The organism is Streptomyces sp. NBC_00670 (assembly GCF_036226765.1).
Classification (GTDB): domain Bacteria; phylum Actinomycetota; class Actinomycetes; order Streptomycetales; family Streptomycetaceae; genus Streptomyces.
In genome coordinates, this window is record NZ_CP109017.1 from 3574547 (window position 1) to 3599004 (window position 24458).

The window sequence follows — 24458 nt, forward strand, 5'->3', positions numbered from 1 at the left end:
GAACCCCGAGAAAAAAAGGAAGCCCATGGCAACGACCACACCAGCCGGTGTGCGGGCTCACGCCAAGCACGGGGGAGGCTCCCCGGACGGCGTCCAGATGACGCACCGGCAGATCATGGAGGCGCTCTCCGGGCTGCTGCTCGGCATGTTCGTGGCGATCCTGTCGTCCACGATCGTGACCAACGCGCTCCCCGAGATCGTCGGCGACCTGGGCGGTGGACAGTCGGCCTACACCTGGGTCGTCACCGCCTCCCTGCTGGCCATGACGGCGACCACGCCCCTGTGGGGCAAGCTCGCCGACCTGTTCAGCAAGAAGGCGCTCGTCCAGATAGCGCTCGTCATCTACGTCCTCGCGTCGGCCGCCGCAGGTCTGTCGCAGAACCCCGGCATGCTGATCGTCTGCCGCGTGGTGCAGGGCATAGGCGTCGGCGGTCTGTCCGCCCTCGCCCAGATCGTCATGGCCGCGATGATCGCCCCCCGCGAGCGCGGCCGCTACTCCGGCTACCTCGGCGCGACCTTCGCCGTCGCGACCGTCGGCGGCCCGCTGCTCGGCGGTGTCATCACCGACACCTCGTGGCTCGGCTGGCGCTGGTGCTTCTACGTCGGTGTGCCGTTCGCGGTCATCGCGCTGATCGTGTTGCAGAAGACCCTGCACCTGCCCACCCTGAAGCGGGACGTCAAGGTCGACTGGGCCGGCGCGACCTTCGTCGCCGCCGCCGTCTCGCTGCTGCTGATCTGGGTCACCTTCGCCGGTGACAAGTACGACTGGGTCTCGTGGCAGACGTATGTGATGGTCGGTGGTTCGGTCATCCTCGGTGCGGTCTTCGTACTGGTCGAGGCGAAGGCCAGCGAGCCGATCATCCCGCTGCGGCTGTTCCGCAACCGCACCATCACGCTGGCGTCCCTCGCCTCGCTCTTCGTGGGTGTCGCGATGTTCACCGGCACCGTCTTCTTCAGCCAGTACTTCCAGCTCGCCCGGGACAAGTCCCCGACCATGTCGGGTGTCATGACGATCCCGATGATCGGCGGCCTGTTCCTCTCCTCCACCGTCTCCGGGCAGTTCATCACCCGCACCGGGCGCTGGAAGGGATGGCTGGTCAGCGGTGGCGTTCTGGTGACCGCCGGCCTCGGCCTGCTGGGCACCATCCGGTACGACACGGACTACTGGAAGATGGCCATCTTCATGGCCATGCTGGGCCTGGGCATCGGCATGATGATGCAGAACCTGGTGCTGTGCACGCAGAACCAGGTCGAGCCGAGCGACCTCGGCTCGGCCAGCTCCACGGTCACCTTCTTCCGCTCCCTCGGTGGCGCGATCGGCGTCTCCGCGCTCGGCGCGGTGATGGCCCACCGGATCACCGACTACGTCATGGACGGCCTGGCCGGCCTCGACCCGAAGTACGCGGCCGCCGCGTCGGGCTCGGGCTCGGGCTCCATCCCCGACATGGACAAGCTGCCGGTTCCGCTGCGCACCGTCATGGAGAGCGCCTACGGCCACGGCATCGCCGACATCTTCCTGATCGCCGGGGCCGTCGCCGCCCTCGCCTTCCTGATCACGCTCTTCATCAAGGAGGTCCCGCTGCGGACCAAGGGCGCCCTGGCCCAGGCCGCCGAGGGGGACAACCCCCCGGTCGACCCCGCCGCGGCCCCGGTCGTCGCGGAGGCCCAGGAGACGGCCGCGGCGGAGTCCGTCCCCGCGGGTGACACCGACGGCGGACAGCGGGTGCCCAGCTGGGCCGCCGCCGCTCCCGCCGAGGCGGGCCCCGAGGGCACCCAGCGGCTTGCCGCCGTGGCCACCGCCACCTCCCCCGAGGAGCCGGCCGCGGGCCCCGTCTCCGGCGGGATCCCGGTGCGCGGCCACGTCCGCGGCACCGAGAACGTGCCCGTCCCGCAGGCCGCCGTCACGCTGATCTCGCTCGGCGGCCGCCAGCTCGGCCGCTCGGTCGCGGGGGCCGACGGCGCCTACGCCGTGGACGCCCCCGGCGCCGGGTCCTACGTGCTGATCGCCGCCGCCGACGGGTTCCAGCCGCAGGCGTCCACCGTCGTGGTGGGCGGCGAGCCGGTGGCGTACGACATCCTGCTCAGCGGCACCAGCGGGCTGAGCGGTGTGGTCCGCACGGCCGGCGGGGCGCTGCCGGTCAAGGACGCGATGGTCATCGTGACCGACGTGCGCGGCGATCTGCTGGCCACCGGGTCCACCGGTGAGCAGGGCGACTTCGCCTTCACCGAGCTGGTGCCGGGTGCGGTGACCGTCGCGGTCAACGCCGCCGGGTTCCGGCCGCGGGCGCTGCCCGTCGAGGTCGGCGGCACCGGGGTCACCCGGATCGAGGTCGAGCTGGAGGCCGGTGCGCAGCTCCAGGGCGTCGTACGGGCGCCGCACGGGCCGCTCGCCGACGCCCGCGTGACGCTGGTGGACGCCGCCGGCAACGTGGTCGGCACCGCCACCACCGGGGCGGACGGGGCGTACGCCTTCGCCGACCTGGACGGCGGCGAGTACACCGTCATCGCGACGGGTTACCCGCCGGTGGCCACCTCGCTGACGGTCTCCGGGCCCGGCGTCGACGGCCACGACATCGAACTGGCCCACCCGGGCGAGTAGCCGGATCCCGGCCCGCCGGGGGCGCGCGCTTGAGCGGCAGTGCGCCCCCTGCGGGCCGGTTTTTTCGGCCGTCACGGAGACATTCAAGTCTTTGGACGCATGTACCCGGCCGGACACATTCATCCGACCCCAGCACTTCGCTGTTCACTGATTCGCCGAGAGGGAGACCGCCCGATGGGACTGACCGCACGGATCCGTACGCGGGACGGATGGGCCGTGTCGCACGCGGTCGTCACCGTGACCGACATGACCGGAACGCAGGTGGTGCGGGCCGGGGCCGACGCGGAGGGCGTCGTCCGGGACACCACGGCGCTCGCCCCGGGCGCCTACACCGTCATCGTCACCGCGGTCGGCTACGCGCCCACCGCGTCCAGCGCGCTCGTCACCGCGAGCGGCCGGGCCGAGCTGGGCACCGTCACACTGGCCCGCCAGGGCGGTACGGAGCTGCCGCCGCCGGGGCCCTGGACCATCGACCCCGCGCACTCCTCCGTCGCCGCGATCGCCCAGCACCTGGGGATCTCCAGCGTGCGGGGCCGGTTCACGGAGTTCGCCGGGCGCATCGAGATCGCGCCCGACGAGGTCGAGAAGTCGCGCGTGGAGGCGGTCATCCGCGCGGCCTCCATCGACACGGGCAACGGCATGCGCGACGGACACCTGCGCTCGCCGGACTTCCTGGACGCCGAGACGTACCCGGAGATCACCTACGCCTCGACGGGCCTGACACCGGCGGGCCCCGACCGGTGGACCGTGCACGGGGAGCTGTCCCTGCACGGCGTTCTGCGCCCGGTCGACCTGGACCTCGCCTACCTCGGCACCGGCGCGGACCCGTGGGGCGGCACGCGGGCGGCGTTCCGCGCGACGACGGAACTGCGCCGGGAGGACTTCGCGATGAACTACAACCAGGTCGTCCAGGCGGGTATCGCAGCGGTCGGAACGACGCTGCGGGTCGAACTGGACGTTCAGGTGGTCCAGGGCGAGGCGCTGCCGGCGGTATAAGGGGGCGCGGGGAACTGCGCATCCTTTGGGGGTCCGGGGGCGGAGCCCCCGGGGACGGGAAGGGAAGGGGCGGCGGGGGCGAAGAAACCCCCCGCCCTCACTCCGGCGAGCGCGCCGCCACGATCCGCTGCGCCAGCTCCCGCAGCTTCACGTTCTCCTGCTGCGACGCCCGCACCAGACTGTCGAACGCCTCCGCCGCGTCGATGTCCAGCCGCTCCATCAGAATCCCCGTGGCCTGCCCGATCAGGTCCCGCGTCCGCATCGCCTCGGTCAACTGCTCCCGCACGGTCACCGCGTCCAGCGCCATCCCCACATGCGCGGTGAACAACCGCGCCACCCGCGTCGCCGCCTCGTCGAACGCCCCCGGCTTGCGCGCGTACGCCGTCAGCACCGTCATCCGCCGCCGCTCCGTCCGCAGCCGCAGCGACAGCACCGACCGCAGTCCGAGCCCCGACAGCACGTCCGCGTCGCCGGACGTCTCGGTGTCGCGGATGACGACGACCGGCTCGCTCCACAGGCCCTGCCAGTACGCGCCCTCCTCGTGCGCCGCGCTCAGCGCGTCCGCCGTGCGGACGACCTCGTCGGTCCACGCCACCGTCCGCCCCCGCGTCTTGCGGTCGATGACGGAGACACCGGCGTACTCGGCCCCGGGCAGCAGATGCACCGCGAGCCGTACCGCCGTGTGCAGCGTGCCGTGCGGGCTGGAGGTCTCGTGCAGCTGCTGCGAGGCGACCGTCATGGCCTCGGCGAGCTCGAAGGCCGGGGCGGATCCAGGCGCAAATTCAGGCAATTCAGAAAAGTCGGACGCGACCACCACGAACCTCTCGGCATGACACGACCGGACGGCCGTGCCCAGGAGAGCTCCGCAGCACATTCCCGACTGCGAGCACAGGACGGACAGCACTTTATCTGCTTCGATGCGCTGTTCGGGACGCACGGTGCCACAGCCGCGGAAGAGACCTTCCACCATCCGGCGGCACGTGATGGAATGGCCGGGCGGGTCAGGAAACGGCTCGGAACGGAACCCTGACACCGGTTTGGCAGGTGAGTACCGTGACCGCTCCCGACACCCCCCACGAGTTGCGCCCCGAGGATCTTCCGGGCGGCACCCTGCTCACCCTTCCCCGCGACCTCGACCTGGGCAACTGCGCCGATCTGCTGCGCGCGGTGACCCGGGTCGTCGCGGACCGGGCCGGCTCGCTGCACACCCTCGTACTGGACCTGACGGGCACCGCCTTCATGGACTCCCGGGGCGTCCGGCTCATCGACGACGTACGCGCCCTGCTCGCGCCCGGCACGGAACTGCGGCTGGTCGCCGCCCCGGACGGGCTGGTGCTGCGGGTGCTGACCCTGACCGGACTGCGGCGGGACGTGCCCGTCTACGACGACCTCACCGAGGCCGTCACCGGCACGTGCGCCCTGCTGGGCGAGCGCGCGCCGGGCCCGGACCGCCCGGCGGACCCGGACCCGGGCCCGGGCGCCGCGTAGGCCCCGCCACGCGGCCCCGCGCCGCCCGGCCCCGTGCCGCTTAGGCTTGCGCCCATGGCACCCAACATCGCGACGAACACGTCCGTGTCCCTCGAGGAGTTGCTGGACTTCGTCCGCCCCCGGCACCGGGCGATCCTGCTCACCCGGCGGGCCGACGGCGGCCCCCAGGGCTCCCCGCTGACCTGCGGGGTGGACGACTCCGGGCGGATCGTCGTCTCCACCTACCCCGAGCGCGCCAAGACGCGGAACGCCCGGCGGGACGAGCGGGTCAGCCTGCTCGTGCTCAGCGACGAGTGGAACGGGCCGTGGGTGCAGATCGACGGCGCCGCCGAGGTGCTCGACAGCCCCGACTCCGTCGAGCCGCTCGTGGAGTACTACCGCAACATCGCCGGTGAGCACCCCGACTGGGACGAGTACCGCGCGGCCATGCGCAAGCAGGGCAAGTCCCTCATCCGGGTGACACCGGTGCGCTGGGGCCCGGTCGCCACCGGCGGCTTCCCGGCGCGGCTGGTGGAGGGCGGCGACCAGGGCTGACGCCGCCGTACGTCCGAGTCCGGCGCCGTCACTCCCCGCGTCGGACCATCGTCTCGATGCCGGCGATCAGGAGGTCGAGGGCGAAGGCGAAGTCGCGGTCCCTGATCTCCTCCACCGTGCCGTCACCGCGGGCCCGGCGGAGGTCCGCGGAGCCGTCCACGGCCTCGCGCAGCTCCGGCTCGCGCGTGACGGCGCGCATCGCCCGGCGGTAGTAGTCGTCCTGGCTCATCCCGGCGGAGGCGCACCGCTGCACGAAGTGACCCTCGACGGTGCCGAAGCCGTAGACGAACTGGAACACCGCGGACAGCGCCCCCGCCTGCCCACCGGCCGACAACCCGGTACGCCGGACCAGCCGCTGCACGGCGAGCTGGAACTCCACGGCATGCGGCCCGATGTTGAGAAACGTCCCGGCCAACGAGGACAACCAGGGATGCCGCACCAGCAGCGCCCGGTACGCACCGGCCAGCGCCCGCAGTTCCTCCCGCCAGTCGGCGGGGGTGGCGGACGCGGACGCCGGTCCGGGATCCGCCGGGCTGATCTCGGCGAAGGCCGCGTCCAGGGCCAGTTCCAGGAGGTCGTCCTTGGTGTCGACGTACCAGTAGACGGACATCGCGGTGACGTTGAGGTCCGCCGCCAGGCGGCGCATGGAGAACTTCGCGAGGCCCTCGGCGTCGAGGAGTCGTACCGTCGCCGCGGTGATCCGGGCGCGGTCCAGGCCGGAGGGGCGGCTTCCGCCGCCGCGTCCGCCGCCGGCCAGGGGTGCTCCGCCCTCCAGCCAGACGCTGGTCCGCGGCGGATGCCCGTCCCGCTCGGCTGCCCTCACCATGGCGCACCTTCCTCGCACTCCGCGACCGGCCGCGCTATGGGGCGACCGCTGTCTCCGACTCTTCCCGCTCGGCCCGCCACCGCAACACGGCCGAACGGCCCCGGGTGCGGACGGACGGTGGCCCGGGGCGCACCGCGCGCCCCGGGCCACCGCCCACGTCCCTTCTTCCTCAGCCCGCGTCGCTGCCGCTCGTCGGCTGCGTCAGGTCGTAGAACGTGGCCGAACCCACCGTCACCTTCGTGAAGTTGCTCTCCACCCACGAGCTGATCTTCGACGAGGTACCGGAGTTCCCGCCCATGCCGCCGCCCATGCCACCGGCGATGAAGTAGTGGATCTTTCCGTCCGCCACGTACTTCTTGAACTGGGCGAGTGTCGGGGAGGGATCCGTGCCGTTGAAGCCGCCGATCGCCATGACGGGGTCCTCGGTGGCCAGCTGGTAGCTCGCCGCGTTCTGCGAGCCGATGGCCGCGGCGACCCACGTGTAGTCGTCCGCGTTCTTCTCCAGCAGCTTCTTCGCCTCGTCGGTCACGCTCGCGCCGTTGAGCAGTCCGCCCATGCCGCCGCCACCGCCGCCGCCCGCGCCACCGGCCTCGCCGGTCGTGCCGCCGGGCATCCCGCCGGGCATGCCGCCCTGCTGGTTCTGCCCCTGCCCTTGCCCCTGCCCCTGGCCGTTCCCGCCGGGGAAGCCGCCCGTGCCGCCCGTGCCGCCGCCGGGCATGCCACCCATGCCGCCCGTGCCGCCCGTGCCGCCCTGCTGGTTCTGGCCCTGGCCGCCCGGGAAGCCGCCGCCGCCCATCCGGCCACCGCCGCCCCCGCCCGGGCCGCCACCCCCGCCGAAGCCCATCCCCGCACCGGCCGGCCCCGCCGTCGGGATGGACCCCGTGTGCGCGGAGTTCACCGTGCTCAGCGTGTACGCCGTCGGCCCCGCCAGCGCCGCCGCGAAACTCACCGCGACCGCCGCGAGCGCCATCCGCCGGCCCAGCCGGGAGACGAACACCAGGCCGAGCGCACCGGCGAGGCCGCCGATCAGCACCAGCCACTTCAGCCAGGGCAGGTAATCCGGGGTGCGGTTGAGCAGCGCGTACCCCCACACCGCGCTCGCCGTGACCGCCGCCGCGAGGCACAGCGCGGCCCACACCCGCTCGCGCCGCTCCCACAGCAGGGCGAGCCCGATGCCGGTGACGGCGGCGAGGTAGGGGGCCAGCGCGATCGTGTAGTACTGGTGGAAGATGCCCGCCATGTAGCTGAAGACGACCAGCGTCATCACCAGTGAGCCGCCCCACGCCAGCAGCGCCCCGCGCGCGGCGTCCGTGCGCCGGGCCCGCCGGGTGGCCACGAGCCCCGCGACGAGCAGGATCAGCGCGGCGGGGAGCAGCCAGGAGATCTGCGCGCCGATCTCGGAGTTGAACATCCGGTCCCAGCCGGTCTCGCCCCACTGCCCGCCGCTGTTGCCACCGCCCGGGCCGCCACCGCCGCCGACGCTGCCGGTCTCGTCGCCGCTGATCCGGCCGAGTCCGTTGTAGCCGAACGTCAGCTCGAGGAAGCTGTTGTTCTGCGAGCCGCCGATGTACGGGCGGGACGACGCCGGCCACAGCTCGACGATCGCCACCCACCAGCCGCCCGCGACCACCATCGCCACGGTCGCGAGCGCCAGCTGGCCGAGCCGCCTGCGCAGCCGCACCGGGGCGCAGACGCCGTAGACGAGGGCGAGCGCGGGGAGGATCAGGAAGGCCTGGAGCGTCTTGGCGAGGAAGGCGAAGCCGATCGCCACGCCCGCCCACACCAGCCACTTGGTCCGGCCGTCCTCCAGGGCCCGGCTGACGAAGTAGACGGCCAGGGCCATCAGCAGCGCCAGCATCGCGTCCGGGTTGTTGAACCGGAACATCAGCGCGGCGACGGGCGTGAGCGCCAGCACGACGCCCGAGATCAGCCCGGCGCCCGCGCCGAACCGGCGGCGGACGGCCGCGTACACGACGGCGACCGTGCCGACGCCCATGAGCACCTCGGGGACGAGGATCGCCCACGAGTTCAGGCCGAAGATCCGCACCGACAGCTCCATCGGCCACAGGAAGGCCGAGGGCTTGTCCACGGTGATCGCGTTGCCCGCGTCCAGCGAGCCGAAGAAGAACGCCTTCCAGCTCTTGGAGCCGGCCTGCACGGCCGCCGAGTAGAAGGAGTTGGCCCAGCCGGAGGCGCTCAGGTTGTAGAGGTACAGCAGCGCGGTGGCGAGGAGGAGGCCGAGGAGGGCCGGGCGGGCCCAGCGCGGGTCCTCGGGGCGGCCGCGCCACAGGCGGTGCGGCAGCGGCGGCCGGGGTTCGCCGGAGGCGGGGGCGGGTGCCGTCTCCGGCTTCGGGGGCGTGGACGGGCCCCAGGAGGAGGGGCCCGCCGTGCTCGGCCCGCCGCTCGGCCGGTCGTAGTCGGTCGTCATCGTGAGTTCCTCGGATCGGTGTCGTGCGGGCGCACCGGCCGCAGCCGCGCGGTGCCGTCGTCGTACGTGTCGCCGTACGGGCTGTCGTACGTGTCGCCGTGGCTCGTGCCGTCGTACGTGCCCTCAGCAGCCGTCCCGCCGTACGGCGTCTCGCCGTACCCCGCACGGGAACCGGCCGTGGGCCGCTGCGGCAGCGGGGCGTACGCGCCCGGCTGCCGGGGCACCCCCGGGGTGACCGACGTCGGCGTGAGCGCCGTCGAGTACGTCGGCGAGGAGGCCACCGGGCCGGCGGCGAAGGGCTGGAAGGACGCCCCCGCCCCGTCCGCCTGCCCCGCCTCCCGCCGCTCGGGGAACACCCAGGCGCGGAAGAGCAGGAACCGCAGCACGGTCGCCGCGAGGTTGGCGGCGACGAGCACCGCCAGCTCGGTGGAGTGCGCGGGCGCGTCCGTGGCCGCGTTGAGCGCGGCCAGCGAGCCGCTGGTCAGCGCGAGGCCGATGCCGAACACCACCAGACCCTGCGCCTGGTGGCGGACCGCCCCGCCCCGGCCCCGCACCCCGAAGGTGAGCCGGCGGTTGGCGGCCGTGTTGGCGACCGCCGAGACCAGCAGGGCCAGCGCGTTGGCGATCTGGGAGCCGGAGAACTGCCGGAACAGGCTGTAGAGCAGCAGGTAGAAGAGAGTCGACAGGGCGCCGACCACGCAGAACCCGACGAGTTGCCGGGCCAGTCCGCGCGGCACGTCCTCGATGTCGCGGTCGCGCGGATCGTCGCCGAAGGGGCGGGCGAGCCGGTCCAGCGGCAGCGAGCCGGTGGCCAGCGCGCGGCCGATCCGCCACACGCCCTTGAGGTCGTCGGTCGCCGTCTTCACGATGTGCACCGTGGAGTCCGGGTCGTCGACCCAGTCGACCGGCACCTCGTGGATGCGCAGCCCGGCGCGCTCGGCGAGGACCAGCATCTCGGTGTCGAAGAACCAGCCGGTGTCCTCCACCAGCGGCAGCAGCACCTGGGCGACGTCACGCCGGATCGCCTTGAAGCCGCACTGCGCGTCGGAGAAGCGGGCCTGGAGCGAGCCGCGCAGGATCAGGTTGTACGTCCGGCTGATGAGCTCCCGCTTCGCGCCGCGCACGACGCGCGAGCTGCGGCTGAGCCGGGAGCCGATGGCGAGGTCGGAGTGGCCGGAGATGAGCGGGGCCACCAGCGGCAGCAGCGCGTTGAGGTCGGTGGACAGGTCCACGTCCATGTAGGCGAGGACCGGGGCGTCCGAGGCCGACCAGACGGTCCGCAGCGCCCGGCCGCGGCCCTTCTGCTCCAGCCGGAAGGAGCGCACCCCGGCGAGTTCCGCCTCCAGCCGCGTCGCCACCTCGGGCGTGGTGTCCGTGGACGCGTTGTCCGCGATCGTGATGCGGAACGCGTACGGGAACGTGCGTGCGAGGTGCTCGTGCAGTCTGAGCACACATGGCCGGAGGTCCTTCTCCTCGTTGTAGACGGGGATCACTACGTCCAGGACAGGCGTACCGGCTCCTGCGGCCGGGAGGTGCTCCCGCGCCGGCAGGGTGCCGGGAGAAGAGTCGGTTCGCATGGAACCGACTCAACTCACGCGCCCTGTCGCACCCATGTGGCAGCACTGTGCTGTGCCTGTGAGTGCGGTTGCCGGTTCGTTTCGGCCGCGGGAACAGCCGGTGCGGACGGGTGCGACAGCGCCGGGAGATGCACCGTGAAGACCGTACGGCCGGGCACGCTGTCCACGGTCACGGCGCCGTCGTGCGCGCTCGCCACGGCCTGCACGATGGCCAGGCCGAGCCCGGTGGAGCCGGTGGCGCGGGAGCGCGCGGAGTCGCCGCGCGCGAACCGTTCGAACACGTGCGGCAGCAGCTCGGCGGGGATGCCCTGCCCGTTGTCCTCGACGTCCACGCACAGCCAGGGCCCCCGGTGCTGCACGCGCGCGGTGACGGTCGTGCCGGGCGGGGTGTGGGTGCGGGCGTTGGCCAGCAGGTTGACCAGGACCTGTTGGAGGCGGGCGGCGTCGGCGGAGACCAGCGCGGGCTCGTCGGGCAGCTCCAGGCGCCAGACGTGGTCGCGGCCTGCGGCGCGGGCGTCGCTGATGGTGTCGACGACCAGGGGGACGAGGTCGGTCTGTTCGAACTGAAGCGGCCGGCCGGCGTCCAGCCGGGCGAGCAGCAGCAGGTCCTCCACGAGCAGCGTCATCCGCCCGGCCTCGGACTCGATGCGGCCGAGCGCGTGCCGGGTGTCGGGCCCGACCTGCTCCCGGCCGCGCCGGGTCAGTTCGGCGTAGCCGCGGATGGAGGCGAGCGGGGTGCGCAGCTCGTGGCTGGCGTCGGCGACGAACTGCCGTACCCGCGTCTCGCTCTGCTGGCGGGCGTGCAGGGCGCCGTGCACGTGGTCGAGCATCCGGTTGAGCGCGGCGCCGACCCGGCCGACCTCGGTGTGCGGGTCGGTCTCGGACTCCGGAACGCGCTCCTCCAGGTTCACCTCGCCGCTGTGCAGCGGCAGTTCGGAGACGCGGGTGGCGGTCGCGGCGACCTTGCGCAGCGGGCGGGTGGCGACGCTGACGAGGACCCAGCCGGCGATGCCCGCGGCGACGAGACCGGCGGCCGTGATGCTCACCTCGACGAGGATCAGCGTGCTGATCGTGCTGTCGGCGTCCGCGGTCGGGATGGCGACGTAGTAGTCGCCGTTGGGGCCGCCGGCGTACCGGACGCGGTAGTCGCCGAGGCCCGGGATCTCCACGGAGTGTTCGTCGCCGTCCCGCGAGACGGTCGCGAGCGCGGTGCGCTGGGCGGCGCTGAGCGACTTGACCTCCATCTGCGGGATGTTGTTGTCGTCCTTGGCCTTGTAGCCGACCTTGGCGTCGGTGACGGTGCCGTCCGTGAGCGAGGCGGCGATGGTGCCGGGCGGCTGGGGGCCGCGGGTGACGAACTCGGTGAGGTCGGTGCCGCGGTCCTGGCGTCCGTCGCCGTTCTGGCCGTCGGCGTTCTTCCCGTCGGCGTTCTGGCGGACGCCGGTGTCCTGACCGCCGGTTTCCTGGCCGCCGCCCGGCACGGTGCCGTTGTTCTTGAGGCCGTCGGGCGGGATGAACGCCCCGGACGCCCGTGCCGCGATCTCCTTGAGCTGGCCGTCGAGCTGGTCGTAGAGATGCGAGTGCAGTGCCACGGTCGTCACGGTCCCGATCACCGTGCAGACCACGGCGATCAGCGCGAGCGAGGCGACGACGAGCCGCGTCCGCAGGGTGCGCGGCTTACCCGCCAGTCGTTTCTGCGTACGCGGCCGCCGTCGCCGGCTCATGACACGGCGGGCTTGATCAGATAACCGGCCCCGCGCCGGGTGTGGATCATCGGCTCGCGCCCGGCGTCGATCTTGCGCCGCAGATACGAGATGTACAGCTCGACCACGTTGGCCTGCCCGCCGAAGTCGTAGGACCACACCCGGTCCAGGATCTGCGCCTTGCTGAGCACCCGGCGGGGGTTGCGCATCAGGAACCGCAGCAGTTCGAACTCGGTGGCGGTGAGGTGGATGTTGTCCCCGCCCCGGGCGACCTCGTGGCTGTCCTCGTCGAGGGTGAGGTCCCCGACGACCAGGACGGAGTCCGAACGGCGGTCGGCGGCACCGGAGCGGCGGATCAGCCCGCGCAGCCGGGCCACGACCTCTTCGAGGCTGAACGGCTTGGTGACGTAGTCGTCCCCGCCGGCGGTGAGCCCGGCGATACGGTCCTCGACCGCGTCCTTGGCGGTGAGGAAGAGGACGGGGACGTCCGGGAGTTCCCGGCGGAGCCGCCCGAGCACGGTGAGTCCGTCCATGTCCGGCAGCATCATGTCCAGGACGACAGCGTCGGGACGGAACTCGCGGGCGGTCTGTATCGCCCCCTGTCCGTCACCCGCGCTGCGGATCTGCCAGCCTTCGTAGCGGAGGGCCATGGACAGCAGTTCGGTGATCGACAGTTCGTCGTCGACCACCAGCACTCGGACGGGGCTCCCGTCCGGCCTCAGCAGTTCGGTGCGCCCCTGGGGCGAGGTCGTGGTCATGGTGCACACCATGTCGGGCGCCTCTGAGAACACGCTTGCGGGAACCTGTGATTTCCCTGAGAAACGCACAGGCGCCTCTCAGGAAACTCCTGGGTGGCCGCTGCAAGTGCGGTCGGCCGGCGGCGGGTTGAGCACGCGGGCGGGGGTCAGGTCGCGTCCCACAGCCGCCGGTAGAAGTCCGTCCGGACGGGGTCGGGGGCGATGCCGTACGCGTCGAGGAGGGTGTCCGCCCAGCCGGGGCCGTAGTTCCAGTCGATGTTCCGCGTCACCACCGCGAGGTCGGCCCAGCGGTCGGCGACGCCGAGGGCGCCGAGGTCGACATGGGCGGCCCAGGAGCCGTCCTCGTGCAGGAGGGTGTTGGGCGCGCAGGGGTCGCCGTGGCAGACGACGAGGAGGTCGGGCGGGGGCGGGGCCGGAAGGCCCGCGGGCACCACGATGCCCGCCCGCCGGGCGACGTCGAGGCGGCGCTCGACGGACCAGGAGAACGGGCAGTCGGCGACGGGCAGCCGGTCGTGCAGCGCCCGGAGCCCGGCGCCGAGCGCGCGTACGGCGGTCGCGGGCTCCGCCTTCCAGCGGGGGGCGACGGCGCTCTCGCCGGGCAGCGCACGGGTGGCCAGCCAGGCGCCGTCGTCACCGGAGCCGTACTCCACCACCTCGGGGACGGGGGTGAAACGCGCGGCCCAGCGCAGCCGTTCGGCCTCGGCGGCGAGGGGGAGGGGGCTGCCGGGCGGGGCCCACTTGACGTAGACGGTCGCGTTCCCGTCGATGGAGACGGTCTCGTCCCCGTCGATGAAGACGGTCTCGTCCCCGTCCATGCGGAAGGTCAGGCCGCCGAGTTCGTTCCGCCAGACGGGCTCCAGGCGCCGCCCGCGGGCGAACGCGGCGACCGACGGGGGCACGGACACGGGCCCGGTCGGCGGACCGGAGAGCTTCATCCTGTCAACTCCCTTTCCTTGAAGCCTTGTTCACACATTGACGATAGTGCCGATATTCGCGAAAATTACCTCGGGATAAAATACTTATCGAGGAAATCCTTCACCCATTCGCCGCGCATCCGCCGCACAAAGGCGGCGTTATCCGAGACATGAATAGGGCAATCAAAGGAAGGTCCGCCGGCCTGTTCGTGCCCTCCGAAGGCCGGGCGGGCACGGCCCCCGCCCGCTCGGTGGCCATGGGCCCGTACACCTACACCCCCGCCCCGCCGCACGCCCCGACCAGCGTCAACGGCACGCTCACCAGAGGCGGGCTGCCCGTCGCCCTGCGGGTCACCGAACCGTTGCTGCGGAGCTTCCTGGACACGATGGGCCGCCTGGAGGCGGACCTCGAACCGCGCTGGATCGGCGCGGGAACCCGCTCCGCCTTTCCCCGGGCCCACCGGGCCCTGTCATGACGGACGGCCGCACCGACCACTACACCCGGCGGACCACCGGCCATTCGAACGCCTTCCCCCCGGCGGGCTCGGGCCGCCACCGCGCCCCGGCGGACGTGTACACGGCTCCGGCGGACGCGTTCTCCGCCCCCCTCGTCCCGCCGGACGCGAGCTGGGACCCGGCCGAGGAACTGGCCTACCTGCTCCGCGACGCGCGGGCGGAGGAATTCGCGGCCGAGCCGGAGTACGGGCAGCAGGCCCAGCCGGCGCAGCAACCGCCCTCCTACGAACCATACGGTCCGTACAACCCGTACACGGCGCCGTCTCCTCCGGCGGCCTACCCGTCGTCGTACACGTCGTACGCCGCACCGGAACCCGCCGCCCCCGCTGCCCCTTCCGTTCCCTCTCCTCGGGACGAGGCGTCGGTCAAGACCCCGCACCCCGGCACCCCGATGGGCAAGCTGCAGGAGATCACGGTGGAGCTCCCACCGCTGCGGGAGGTCCCCCGGAAGCACCGGAAGATCCGGGAGCGCAAGCAGCTGAGCGCGATCGGCAGGATCGGCCGGCTGATCGCGGCGCTCGCGGCGGTCGTCGCGTCGATGGTGAGCGTCTTCAGCGGCATGGTCACCTACGAGCCGCTGCGCTTCGTCGCCCTCACCCACACGCAGAGCGGCTTCGTCTCCTGGTGGCCGCTGTTGGTCTACGGCCCGTGGACGGTGGCCTCGCTGTCGGTACTGCGGGCCGCGCTGCACCGGCGCCGGGCGGTGCACGCCTGGTCGGTGGTGCTGCTGTTCTCGTGCGTGGCGGTGCTGATGTGCGTGGTGCAGGCGCCGCGCACGGTGATCGACACGTCGGCGGCGGCGCTGCCGGGGATCGCGTCGCTGGCGTGCTTCCAGCAGTTGGTCCGCCAGATCACCCTGACCCGCCCGCCGCGCCGGACGGCCCCACGCCACGGCACGCGCCCGACGACGCAGGTGCCGCCGTCGCCGTCCCCGTCACGGAAGCCCGCCCCGGCAGGGAAGCGGGGTTAGGCTCACACTCGATCACACTGTCGAGTGGGGGAGCCGGCAAGCATGGACGCAACCGCGGTGAACGGTACGGTGACGGCCGTCAGCAGCAACGGCGTGTACTCGTTCACGAAGCCGAACCGCGAGAGCATCACGCTGCTCGCCGGGCTCGGGGTGGAGGGGGACGTCCACGCGGGCGTCACGGTCAAGCACCGCTCGCGGGTGGCGCAGGACCCGACGCAGCCGAACCTGCGCCAGGTGCACCTGATCCACGAGGAGCTCTTCGACGAGGTCGCCGAGGACGGCTTCCGGGTGACCCCGGGAGACCTCGGCGAGAACGTCACGACCCGCGGCATCGACCTCCTCGCCCTCCCGGTCGGCACACTGCTGCACCTGGGCGACGAGGCGATCGTCGAGGTCACGGGCCTGCGCAACCCGTGCGTGCAGATCGACAACTTCCAGGACGGCCTGCTCAAGCGAGTGGTGAGCCGCGACGAGTCCGGCGCGCTGATCCGCAAGGCAGGCATCATGAGCGTCGTCCGCCAGGGCGGCACGGTCCACCCCGGGGCGCTCATCAGGATCACTCTCCCGACGGGCCCGCACCGGGCGCTGGACCGGGTCTGACGCTCAGGCCCCCTGCGCGCCCCGCTCGGCGACGAAGGAGCCGAGGCCGGGTTCCGTGTAGATGAGCCCCTCCTCCCTCAGCCCCTTGTGCACCTTCTGCGCCGTCACAGCGGCGATACCGAACTCCGCCGTGATCTCGACGACGGAGGGGATGCGCGTGCGCGGAGGGTATGTGCCGTCCTGGATGCGGCGTCGAATCACCTCGGCCACTTGGCGCCAGCGCGGGATGTCGGGAGCGAATTCCATCACCGCACTACCATGCGCACCCCGCACTACCCAGCGCGATACGCAGTAGACCGCTCATACCGCAGTAGACCATAGTAGGGTCGTCACCGTTGGAACCCCGGCGACGGATGGAGCCGTCCCGGGGCGCGGCCATCAGTGCAAAGTGAAGGAACTGACGACATGACCGACCCTACCGACACTGACGACGGCGCGGGGCAGAAGCATGGCCACGGAAGCGACGGGAGCGCGCAGTCACCGCGACTGCTCCCCTGGTCCGGCGCCGAGGGTAAACCGTGCTACTTGATCACGGATGAGAACGGCGGACCGGTGTCCCGGCTGGCGGACGCGACGGAGTCGATCCAGCTCGGCATGGGCGACGCGCTGCTGACCCACGCCGGGGACTTGCTTCAGGACGCCCCACCCGGCGAACTCCGCTACCTGGCGGAACGCCTGACCGAGGCACTGCGGGACGCGCTCCGCATCGCGGAGAGCAGGGGCCGGCGCCTGAGCCGCCTGAACTGACGGCGGCGCCGAACGCACGCGAGAGGCCCCCGGCGACGACCGGGGGCCTCGGGCGCAGTCGATCCGTTCAGCTGAAGGGAACCGCGTCGGTCGGGGCGGTGTGCCAGTTGGTGACGATCGGCTTGTCGACGGTGATGGTGTCGACCGGGAGGGAGACGGGGTTGGGGTCGCTGTCGCCGACGGCGACGATGATGTTGTCGAACTGCACCCCGCCGTTGCCGTTGGTGGTCTTCGTCTGCACACCGGCGTAGGCGGCGGTGCTGCCGCTCAGCTTGATCTGGTCGCCTACGGACTGCTCCGCGGGACCGGCCTGGGTGCCGTCGGAGCCGAACGCGACGGTCGGGAGGGCGGCGGGCAGCCAGCAGGTGATGCCGGACTTGGCCTTGGCGGTGATGAGGATGTAGCCACCGGCCTGGGTCTCGGCCTTGGTGCTCCAGGAGATGTCGTTGGCGCCACAGGTCTGCTCGACCTTCGACCGCTTGCCGTTCCCGGTGTCGACACCGGAACCGTCCGCGCTCTGGTCGCTCTTGCCGGCGCTCTGACCGCTGCCGGTGGCCGCCTCACCGGAACCGGAGGTCTTGCCGGCGGTCTTGCCGGACGTCCCGGTGGACGAAGAGGTCTGCGCGGCGGCGCCCGTGTCCGAGGTGGCGTCCCCGTCCTGGCACGCGGTCATCAGCATGGCGCCACCCACGATGGCCACGGAGACGAGCAGGGCCTTGCGACGGTTGCCGGACATGGGGTTCCCCTTTGTTGAAAGCAGGTGGTCGGGGCCGAATCCGTTCCGGCCCCCGGTGGTCACTCGACAACTATGAGGGGCCCATGAACCGCATCGTTGCCGCTGAGCCGTTCCAGGACAACGCCGTCACAGACCAGTGACGTAGTCACGAACACGCACCCGAACCATCCCCGAGCCAACCCCGCTGACCTGCGACGTCACGCAACCCCGGGACCCCCATAACGTGGGGGCATGCCGAACCCTCAGCACATCGTCCACATCACCGAGCGCTCACTGTGGGAGGCGGCCCTCAAGTCAGGCACCTACGAGACATCCACCCGGGGCCGCACCCTCCAACAGGAGGGCTTCATCCACTTCTCCACCCGCCCCCAACTCCCCCGCATCGCGGCCTTCCTCTACGCCGACTACGAGGGCCCCGACGAACTGGTGGTCCTGGTCGTGGACCCGGCCCGGCTCGACGTCCCACTGAAGTACGAGGCCATGCCACCGCATGGCGAGGAGTTCCCGCACGTGTACGGGCCGATCCCGGTCGAGGCGGTGGTGGCCGTCGAGCCCTGGGAATGAGCACGATCCGCAGACAACGCGAGAGGCCCCGGATCGCTCCGGGGCCTCTCGTCTGTGTGCACTCGGCAGGATTCGAACCTGCAACCTTCTGATCCGTAGTCAGATGCTCTATCCGTTAAGCTACGAGTGCTTGTGTGTTCTGTTGTGGTGCTCTTCCTTCCGGGCTTTTTGGCCTGGTCGGCGTTGCGGGAACAACATTACATGACAGGCGGCAGGACGCGAAATCCGTTTGCCGCACCCGGGCTGAGCTGGGGAAACGTCGTTCGAGGGCGGTCCCGCAGGGCCCCCTACGATCGAAGCCCCGGTCCTGAGGACCGGGGCTTCGATGTGGTGGGAGCGGAGGCGGAGGGATTTGAACCCTCGATGGGCTTTAAGACCCAAACCGCATTAGCAGTGCGGCGCCATAGACCGGACTAGGCGACGCCTCCCGCACAGCCGCTCGCGCGAGCGCGAGTGGTGCGTGCAGATGATGACACAGACGAGCGGGGTGTCACCAATCGGCACCCACGGTACTAGGCAGGCGGGGCGCAGGGCAAAGTCCTTTGTCCTGCCCTCCACGGGGCCGTGGGCTGCGGGTCTCGTACCTCCGCTCCTCCCCGTACCCGCCCGTCAGGGCGTCCGCGCAACCCTCCGTGCTCCGCCGCGTTGAGCACGGCATGGTTCACGTCGCCCCCTTCTCTCGTGTCTCTCGCGGTCGTTCCCTGCTCGCCGGCGCCGCCGTCGGGCTGCTCGGTGTCGCGGCCGGGGCCCTGCCCGCCGACGCGTCCGGCCGGGAGGCGGCCGGCGCGGGCGGGGACCGGCTCGTCGTCACCGTCCGGCACGCGGGGCGCGCCGACGGGACGTATCTGCTGCGCTGCCACCCCGGCGGCGGCACGCACCCCGACCCCGGCGAGGCCTGCGCGGTGCTGGAGCGCCGGACCACCTGGGGGCGGGACCCGTTCGCGCCGGTGCCGCCCGACGCCCTGTGCACCATGCGGTACGGCGGTCCCGCCACCGCCCGCGTCACCGGGACCTGGGCCGGGCGGCCCGTCGACGCGTCGTACGACCGCCGCGACGGGTGCGAGATCGCCCGTTGGGACGCGCTGGTGCCCCTGCTGCCCGCCCAGGGCGGCAAGCCCCTGCCCCGGTGAGGAGCGAGCGCGTGGCCGCAGGACGTGCGGAGGAGTCGTGAGGGTCCTGCGCCCGGCGCGCGGGACCGCCCCGTGCGCCCGACCGCACCCCGCCCCGCCCACGTGCGACCTCCGCCTCATCCCGCGCCGTCGGGACAGCCTCTGCCCTTAGACTCCCTCGGGTGACACGTTGCGGGGCGATTGGCAAGATGGCCCCCGCGGTCGGCAAGGTGCGGTGACAGGGAGGACGCGACTCGTGAGCAGCAGGCCATCCCGAGGCGCTGCTCGCCTCGCAGCCATACTGGACGCACTTCCCGACGCGTTGGTGCTGGTCAACGCCAACGGGACGGTCGTCAACGCGAACACCATCGCCCTGGAGGCCTTCGAGACGCCGGGCACCGCCCTGGTCGGCCGGGGGCTGCTCGACCTGCTGCCGGAGTTCGACTCCCGGCTCATCCCGGGCTCCATGCGCCGCCCCGACCACATCGACCCGCGCGCCCGGACCAAGCCGACCCGGATGACGGCCCGCCGCACCGACGGTTCCGAGTTCCCCGTCGAGGTCACCAGCGCCAACCTCGAGGACGCCCGCCAGGCCTACGACGGATACGGCTACACCGGCGACGAACTGCTGATGCTCGTCGTACGCGATCTGTCCGGCACCGTAGACACCGAGGCCGAACTCGCCCGGTCGCAACGGCAGACGGAGATGATCCTGCGGGCCGCCTCCGAAGGCGTCGTCGGCACGGACACCGACGGCCGGATCGTCCTCGTCAACCCGGCCGCCGCACAGATCCTGGGCTACCGGGCCAACGAACTGGGCGGCAAGGAGCTCCACACCCTGGTGCTCCACTCCCGCGAGGACGAGTCGCCGTTCCCGTACGCGGAGTCCCCACTGGCCGACACCCTGCGCTCCGGGCGCAAGCACCGGGTGCGCGGCCAGGTGCTGTGGTCCAAGGCCGGGGACAAGGTGCCCGTCGACCTGACCACCGCCCCGGTGCGCGACGGCGATCAGCTCGTCGGCGCGGTCATGACCTTCACCGACCGGCGCCCGTTCGACACGCTCAGCGCCGAGAAGGACCAGTCGGAGGAGCAGCACCAGCAGGAGCTGGGCCGGCTCGCCGAGGAGCACGCGGCCGCGCTGGAGCGGGTGCGCGAGGAGCACGCCGCCGAGCTGGACGCGCTGCGGGAGCGGCACGCGGAGGAGCTCGCGGCGGGCGACGAGCGCTACGCCGCGCTGGGCGAGCGCGAGAAGGACCGCTACGAGGCCCTGTCCGCCCGCTACGACCAGCTCTTCGCCGTGCTCGGGCAGTCCCTGCGCGGCCCGCTGGACCAGTTGCGCGCCGAGCTGTCCGCGCTCGCCGCGGACGACGCCGGCCAGCTGTGGCCCGAGGCCAACCAGGTCCTGCACTACCTCGCCGCCGGGTACTCCCGCATCACCACGCTGCTGGACAACGTCCTCGGCTTCCAGCGCCTGGACGCCGGGGAGGACGGGCTCGCCCGGACGGCCGCCATGCTCGACGCGGTCGTCGCCGCCGGTGTCGACGGTGCCGTCGAGCTGATCGGCCCCGGGCGCGTGCAGTTCGCGGTGCACGCCCCGCCGATCGAGGCCGAGGTCGACGCGCACCGGCTCGCCCAGGCGCTCGCGCACCTCGTCGCGGACGTGGCCGGGGTCGACGCCACCGGCAACTCGCCCGTCTCGGCGGGCGGCTACATGGACAACACGGTCGTCGTGGCCGCCGCCCAGCGCGGCGAGGTGGTCCGCATCGAGGTGCGCGGCCCGTACCCCGGCGGCGACCCGGTGCACCAGCCGATCGTGCGCGGCATCGTCCGCGCGCACGGCGGGGTGCTGCAGACGCACGAGGTGCCGGGGATGAGCGGCAGCGCGTACGTCCTCGAGGTGCCGATCGGCGCGGGTGCGGGCGTCGTGCCCGCGACGGCCGCGAGCGGTGCGGCCAGTGGCACCGGAGAAGCCTCAGCCGGAGGGGCCGCAGTCGGAGGGTCCCCGGCCGGTGGGCCCCCGGTGGGTGGGCCTCCGGTGGGTGCCGAGGTGGCGCTCGTGGGCGACGCGGGTGCGGCGCGTGACGACGCCGAGGGCGCAGACGGTACGGCCGCGGGCGCGGCCGGTGCCGAGGGTGCGCGTCCGCAGCAGGGTGGCGGACGGCGGCGGGCCCGGCGGGCCTCCACCGACGCCTTCCTGGACGCCGGGACCGCGGACCCGGCCCGGGCTCCGGAGGGGGAGGTCCCCGCGCCCACCGGGCGGCGTCGGCGCCGGGCCGCGGAGGCGGCCGAGGGTGCGTCGGTGCCCGCGCAGGGCGGAGCCGCCGCGCCGGACGCGGCGGGTACGGCGAGTGTGGCGGGCGCTTCCGGCGAGGAGGGGGCCGGTTCCGGGCACAGGCACGGGCGGCACGGCCCGGCCGCCGAGGGGGCCGACGTCTCCGAGGGCGCCGTCGTCACCGCCGCCGAGCACGCGGCGGGTGCGGCGGCCACCGGGCTGGGCGCGACCGTGCCGCCGCAGGGTGTGCCCGCGCCCACGGGCCGGCGTGCCCGGCGGGACGGTGAGCAGCAGGCGCTTCCGCCGGCGCTCCCCGCGGGGCCCGCGACGCCGTCGGGCGCCACGGAGTCCGCGGAGGGCGCCGGTGCCGCCGTACGGCCGACGGGTCGTCGCCGGCGTGCCCTCGCGGGCGACCGGGCCGGCGCCGCCCCCGCCGAGCAGGGGCCGCGGCCCGTCTTCGCACTGCCGCCGGCCGAGGCCGACCGCGGGCCGGAGTACGCGGCGGCAGCCGCGGCCGCAGCCGCAGGCGTGGACGACGGCCGCCATGACGCCGCCGCGCACGAGCCGGACGGGGACCACACCCCGCCGCAGCCGCATCCGGTGCAGGCGCCCACGGGGCGTCGCCGGGCGGCGGCCGCGCCGGGCGGTCCCACCGGCCGGCAGCAGACGTCCGGAGTGCCGGGGCAGGGCGGTCCGGCACAGGGGCAGGGGCAGGGGCTCGCGGTGCCGGGTGCTCCGGGGCAGGCCGTGGCGGTGCCGGCGGCGGGAGCGGCTGGTGCCGCGCCCGTTCCGACCGCCGGGGTGCAGGCCGTACCGGGGCAGACGGCCGTACCAGGGCAAGCGGCCGCACCGGGGCAGGTCGGTTCGGAGCAGGATCTTCAGGGGCAGGCCGGTGCGGGGCAAGGCGTGCCGCGGCAGGGGCTTGTGGCCCTGGGCGGTCCGGCGCAGGGCGCCCAGGTGCCGGGTGCGCCCGGAGCGCCCGGTGCCACGCCGGTTCCGGGCGTCGCCTCCGGTGCGCAGGCCGTGCCGGGTCAGCCCGTCCCCGGCCAGGCCGTTCCGGGGCAGGCGGCACCGGGCCAGGCCGTTCCGGGGCAGGCCTTGCCGGGACAGGCCGTCTCAGGGCAAGCCGCGCCGGGGCAGCACGTTCCCGGGCAGGTGGCTCCCGGCGGGCAGGCGCTTCCCGGGCAGCCGGCCGTTCCCGGCGCGACGAGTGCGCCCGGTACCACTGGCGCCCCCGGCGTGCCCGGTATCCCCGGTGCGCCCGGCACCCCCGGCGCTCCCGTCGCCGTGCCCGCGCAGGGCGGACCCGTTCCGCTGCCGGGGCAGTACCAGCCCGCGCCCGTCCCGGTCATGGGGCAGGGCGGGCCGATGCCCGGCGCGCCCGTACCGCCCCTTCCCGGTCAGGCGGCGCCCGCCGCCGCACCGGGAGCCGTCCACCCGGGGACGGCCGCATCCGGTACGCCCGGGCAGCCGGTGCAGCCGGGCGGTGCCGAGCCCGTTCCGGCGGCCCACGGTGCCGGTGCCGAGCAGACCGGTGCCGTACCGCCGCAGCCGCAGGTGGGTCCCGCCGTACAGCAACCGGTCCCGGCGCCCGGACAGCCCGCGCAGCCCGGGCAGGCGCTCCCCGGAGCCGCCGGCCCCGGCATCCCGGTGCCCCCGCAGGCAGGCCCCGCGCAGCCCGTCACCGCGCAGACCCCGGCAACCCCTCAGCCACCGGGCCCCTGGCCCACCGGCGACGGCACCGCCACGCCACCCACCGCCACGCCCACCCCGCCCGGCACCCCGCTGCCCCCCGAGCGTCCCGTCACGCCGAGGGCCGCGCAGCCGTTGCCCGCCGAGGCCGCCGCGCCCGTCGACCCGAACTCGACGCAGGGCCGGGCGATCAGCGTCCGGACGCTGGGCCAGGGCGTGCCGTTCGCGCGCCAGGGCCAGGCCACCGGCGCCGTACCCCCCGTACCCGGTGCCCCGCAGGCGGGGCCCCGGCCGCAGACGCAGACGCCTCCGCCGCACCACCCCGGCGGTGCGGGCCGCCGTCGCAAGCTCGGTACGCCGCCCGAGCCCGCCGCCGAGCGTCCGGAGACCGGCGGCCGGCCGCACCCGTCCACGGGTCCGGCACCGCAGGCCCGCCCGGCCGGGGCCACCGAGGGCGCCGGACGGTCGTACGCCATAGGAGCCCCGGACGAGAACGCCGACGAGGGCCCCGAGCCGCTCGACGGTCCCGGCGGCGCCGTCGAGGTCGCCGACCAGCCGCATCCGCAGCCGCTCGACGACGAACTGCCCCCCGAGCCGCTGGACAACCCGCGTCGGCTGCTCGTCTGGCCCGCGCCCGACGTTCTCACCCAGCAGGCGCTCAGCGACCGCGGCTACCGGCCCGTCATCGTCAACTCCCGTGAGGAGGTCGACGCGCAGATCGCCGCCTTCCCCGCGGCCCTCTTCGTCGACCCGCTCACCGGTCCGATCACGCGGACGGCGCTACAGGCGCTGCGCCAGGCCGCCGTCGCCGCCGAGGTGCCGGTGATGGTGACGGCGGGGCTCGGACAGGCCTCGCGCGAGGCGGCGTACGGCGCCGATCCGGCCGTACTGCTGAAGGCGCTGGCGCCCCGGGACTCCGAGCAGCATCCGCCGCGCGTCCTGCTCGTCGAGGAGCATGCGGAGATCGCGCTCGCGCTGACGGCGACGCTGGAGCGGCGCGGGATGCAGGTCGCCCGGGCCGCCTCCGACGCGGACGCCGTGGCGCTGGCGTCGCAGATGCGGCCGAACCTGGTGGTGATGGACCTGATGCAGGTGCACCGCCGCCAGGCCGGTGTCGTCGACTGGCTGCGCGCCAACAACCTGCTCAACCGCACGCCGCTGGTCATCTACACCGCCGCCGTCGACCAGGCCGAACTGCCGCGGCTCGTCTCCGGGGAGACGGTGCTGTTCCTCGCGGAGCGGTCGACCAGCCCGGAGGTGCAGGACCGGATCGTGGATCTGCTGGCGCGGATCGGGACGAACTGAGGCCGAGCCCCGGGGCCTTCACAGACACCGAGGGCGTTGTTTCACGTGAAACACCACGTAGGCACCAAACGCCACGTTTCACGTGAAACAACGCCCTCGCGCGCACGGACCGGCCGGTCCGGCC

General features: G+C 73.4%; 20 protein-coding genes and 2 tRNA genes. 11 read left to right on the forward strand and 11 right to left on the reverse strand.

The features are described 5' to 3' along the window. Positions 1-25 precede the first annotated feature (25 nt). Together OIE12_RS15935 and OIE12_RS15940 are read left to right on the forward strand one after the other, a co-directional pair. Entirely contained in the window at positions 26-2599 is a 2574-nt protein-coding gene (locus OIE12_RS15935; protein WP_329135863.1) for an MFS transporter, read from the forward strand. A gap of 174 nt (positions 2600-2773) precedes the next feature. After that, on the forward strand, positions 2774-3595 hold the full coding sequence (locus tag OIE12_RS15940; protein ID WP_329135865.1) for a YceI family protein: 822 nt from the start codon (positions 2774-2776) through the stop codon (positions 3593-3595). Positions 3596-3692: 97 nt separating this feature from the next. Here the strand turns inward: OIE12_RS15940 and OIE12_RS15945 are convergent, their stop codons facing one another. Then, on the reverse strand, positions 3693-4385 hold the full coding sequence (locus OIE12_RS15945; RefSeq protein ID WP_443053836.1) for a GAF and ANTAR domain-containing protein: 693 nt from the start codon (positions 4383-4385) through the stop codon (positions 3693-3695). Positions 4386-4648: 263 nt separating this feature from the next. Between OIE12_RS15945 and OIE12_RS15950 the strand changes: the two genes are divergently transcribed. Both OIE12_RS15950 and OIE12_RS15955 read left to right on the forward strand, forming a co-directional pair. Beyond that, positions 4649-5083 (forward strand): STAS domain-containing protein, encoded by a 435-nt coding sequence (locus OIE12_RS15950; protein ID WP_329135867.1) that lies wholly within the window; start codon positions 4649-4651, stop codon positions 5081-5083. 54 nt (positions 5084-5137) lie between these two features. Next, positions 5138-5617: a PPOX class F420-dependent oxidoreductase gene (locus OIE12_RS15955; RefSeq protein WP_329135869.1), complete on the forward strand. Its 480-nt coding sequence runs from the start codon at positions 5138-5140 to the stop codon at positions 5615-5617. Positions 5618-5645: 28 nt separating this feature from the next. Here the strand turns inward: OIE12_RS15955 and OIE12_RS15960 are convergent, their stop codons facing one another. From OIE12_RS15960 to OIE12_RS15985, 6 genes are all read right to left on the reverse strand, one after another. Beyond that, positions 5646-6443 (reverse strand): TetR/AcrR family transcriptional regulator, encoded by a 798-nt coding sequence (locus OIE12_RS15960; protein ID WP_329135871.1) that lies wholly within the window; start codon positions 6441-6443, stop codon positions 5646-5648. A gap of 169 nt (positions 6444-6612) precedes the next feature. Beyond that, a complete protein-coding gene (locus OIE12_RS15965) occupies positions 6613-8871 on the reverse strand; it encodes an ArnT family glycosyltransferase (protein ID WP_329135873.1) in 2259 nt (752 codons plus the stop codon). Then, positions 8868-10448: a bifunctional glycosyltransferase family 2/GtrA family protein gene (locus tag OIE12_RS15970; RefSeq protein WP_329135875.1), complete on the reverse strand. Its 1581-nt coding sequence runs from the start codon at positions 10446-10448 to the stop codon at positions 8868-8870. The genes OIE12_RS15965 and OIE12_RS15970 overlap by 4 nt, the downstream gene beginning before the upstream one ends. Positions 10449-10462: 14 nt before the next feature. After that, positions 10463-12172 (reverse strand): sensor histidine kinase, encoded by a 1710-nt coding sequence (locus OIE12_RS15975; protein WP_329135877.1) that lies wholly within the window; start codon positions 12170-12172, stop codon positions 10463-10465. Beyond that, complete coding sequence (locus tag OIE12_RS15980; RefSeq protein WP_329135879.1) at positions 12169-12909, reverse strand: response regulator transcription factor; 741 nt, start codon at positions 12907-12909, stop codon at positions 12169-12171. The genes OIE12_RS15975 and OIE12_RS15980 overlap by 4 nt, the downstream gene beginning before the upstream one ends. 146 nt (positions 12910-13055) lie before the next feature. Continuing rightward, positions 13056-13844, reverse strand: a complete 789-nt coding sequence (locus OIE12_RS15985; RefSeq protein WP_329135881.1) for an aminoglycoside 3'-phosphotransferase — start codon at positions 13842-13844, stop codon at positions 13056-13058. 188 nt (positions 13845-14032) lie between these two features. Between OIE12_RS15985 and OIE12_RS15990 the strand changes: the two genes are divergently transcribed. Genes OIE12_RS15990 through OIE12_RS16000 form a run of 3 tightly spaced genes read left to right on the forward strand, consistent with a single transcriptional unit; the run spans position 14033 to position 15909 of the window. Further along, complete coding sequence (locus tag OIE12_RS15990; protein ID WP_329135883.1) at positions 14033-14299, forward strand: hypothetical protein; 267 nt, start codon at positions 14033-14035, stop codon at positions 14297-14299. Beyond that, positions 14296-15309 carry a DUF2637 domain-containing protein gene (locus OIE12_RS15995; RefSeq protein ID WP_329135885.1) on the forward strand — a complete coding sequence of 338 codons (1014 nt, stop codon included), beginning with the start codon at positions 14296-14298 and terminating at the stop codon, positions 15307-15309. The genes OIE12_RS15990 and OIE12_RS15995 overlap by 4 nt, the downstream gene beginning before the upstream one ends. A gap of 42 nt (positions 15310-15351) precedes the next feature. Further along, on the forward strand, positions 15352-15909 hold the full coding sequence (locus OIE12_RS16000) for an MOSC domain-containing protein (protein ID WP_329135887.1): 558 nt from the start codon (positions 15352-15354) through the stop codon (positions 15907-15909). A gap of 3 nt (positions 15910-15912) precedes the next feature. On the opposite strand, the gene OIE12_RS16005 is transcribed toward OIE12_RS16000, so the two are convergent. Then, complete coding sequence (locus tag OIE12_RS16005) at positions 15913-16155, reverse strand: GntR family transcriptional regulator (protein ID WP_329135889.1); 243 nt, start codon at positions 16153-16155, stop codon at positions 15913-15915. 159 nt (positions 16156-16314) lie between these two features. Between OIE12_RS16005 and OIE12_RS16010 the strand changes: the two genes are divergently transcribed. Next, entirely contained in the window at positions 16315-16656 is a 342-nt protein-coding gene (locus OIE12_RS16010) for a hypothetical protein (protein WP_329135891.1), read from the forward strand. 67 nt (positions 16657-16723) lie between these two features. On the opposite strand, the gene OIE12_RS16015 is transcribed toward OIE12_RS16010, so the two are convergent. Further along, positions 16724-17392 carry a DUF4232 domain-containing protein gene (locus OIE12_RS16015; protein WP_329135893.1) on the reverse strand — a complete coding sequence of 223 codons (669 nt, stop codon included), beginning with the start codon at positions 17390-17392 and terminating at the stop codon, positions 16724-16726. Between the two features lie 231 nt (positions 17393-17623). Between OIE12_RS16015 and OIE12_RS16020 the strand changes: the two genes are divergently transcribed. Next, positions 17624-17956, forward strand: coding sequence for a DUF952 domain-containing protein (locus tag OIE12_RS16020; protein WP_329135895.1), 333 nt, complete (start codon positions 17624-17626; stop codon positions 17954-17956). A 57-nt stretch (positions 17957-18013) separates the two neighbouring features. Here the strand turns inward: OIE12_RS16020 and OIE12_RS16025 are convergent. After that, positions 18014-18086: transfer RNA gene (locus OIE12_RS16025), tRNA-Arg, on the reverse strand. 207 nt (positions 18087-18293) lie between these two features. Further along, positions 18294-18384, reverse strand: a tRNA-Ser gene (locus tag OIE12_RS16030). Positions 18385-18612: 228 nt separating this feature from the next. Between OIE12_RS16030 and OIE12_RS16035 the strand changes: the two genes are divergently transcribed. Both OIE12_RS16035 and OIE12_RS16040 read left to right on the forward strand, forming a co-directional pair. After that, positions 18613-19086, forward strand: coding sequence for an SSI family serine proteinase inhibitor (locus OIE12_RS16035; protein WP_329135897.1), 474 nt, complete (start codon positions 18613-18615; stop codon positions 19084-19086). 235 nt (positions 19087-19321) lie between these two features. Further along, positions 19322-24334, forward strand: a complete 5013-nt coding sequence (locus tag OIE12_RS16040) for a PAS domain-containing protein (RefSeq protein WP_329135899.1) — start codon at positions 19322-19324, stop codon at positions 24332-24334. Positions 24335-24458: the final 124 nt, after the last annotated feature.

What these genes read in the sequence shown, in the direction of transcription:
- OIE12_RS15935 (WP_329135863.1), top strand. Translation starts at nt 26, where the DNA reads ATGGCAACGACCACACCAGCCGGTGTGCGGGCTCACGCCAAGCACGGG.
- OIE12_RS15940 (WP_329135865.1), top strand. Translation starts at nt 2,774, where the DNA reads ATGGGACTGACCGCACGGATCCGTACGCGGGACGGATGGGCCGTGTCG.
- OIE12_RS15955 (WP_329135869.1), top strand. Translation starts at nt 5,138, where the DNA reads ATGGCACCCAACATCGCGACGAACACGTCCGTGTCCCTCGAGGAGTTG.
- OIE12_RS15960 (WP_329135871.1), bottom strand. Translation starts at nt 6,443, where the DNA reads ATGGTGAGGGCAGCCGAGCGGGACGGGCATCCGCCGCGGACCAGCGTC.
- OIE12_RS15965 (WP_329135873.1), bottom strand. Translation starts at nt 8,871, where the DNA reads ATGACGACCGACTACGACCGGCCGAGCGGCGGGCCGAGCACGGCGGGC.
- OIE12_RS15970 (WP_329135875.1), bottom strand. Translation starts at nt 10,448, where the DNA reads ATGCGAACCGACTCTTCTCCCGGCACCCTGCCGGCGCGGGAGCACCTC.
- OIE12_RS15975 (WP_329135877.1), bottom strand. Translation starts at nt 12,172, where the DNA reads ATGAGCCGGCGACGGCGGCCGCGTACGCAGAAACGACTGGCGGGTAAG.
- OIE12_RS15980 (WP_329135879.1), bottom strand. Translation starts at nt 12,909, where the DNA reads ATGACCACGACCTCGCCCCAGGGGCGCACCGAACTGCTGAGGCCGGAC.
- OIE12_RS15985 (WP_329135881.1), bottom strand. Translation starts at nt 13,844, where the DNA reads ATGAAGCTCTCCGGTCCGCCGACCGGGCCCGTGTCCGTGCCCCCGTCG.
- OIE12_RS15995 (WP_329135885.1), top strand. Translation starts at nt 14,296, where the DNA reads ATGACGGACGGCCGCACCGACCACTACACCCGGCGGACCACCGGCCAT.
- OIE12_RS16000 (WP_329135887.1), top strand. Translation starts at nt 15,352, where the DNA reads ATGGACGCAACCGCGGTGAACGGTACGGTGACGGCCGTCAGCAGCAAC.
- OIE12_RS16005 (WP_329135889.1), bottom strand. Translation starts at nt 16,155, where the DNA reads ATGGAATTCGCTCCCGACATCCCGCGCTGGCGCCAAGTGGCCGAGGTG.
- OIE12_RS16010 (WP_329135891.1), top strand. Translation starts at nt 16,315, where the DNA reads ATGACCGACCCTACCGACACTGACGACGGCGCGGGGCAGAAGCATGGC.
- OIE12_RS16015 (WP_329135893.1), bottom strand. Translation starts at nt 17,392, where the DNA reads ATGTCCGGCAACCGTCGCAAGGCCCTGCTCGTCTCCGTGGCCATCGTG.
- OIE12_RS16020 (WP_329135895.1), top strand. Translation starts at nt 17,624, where the DNA reads ATGCCGAACCCTCAGCACATCGTCCACATCACCGAGCGCTCACTGTGG.
- OIE12_RS16035 (WP_329135897.1), top strand. Translation starts at nt 18,613, where the DNA reads ATGGTTCACGTCGCCCCCTTCTCTCGTGTCTCTCGCGGTCGTTCCCTG.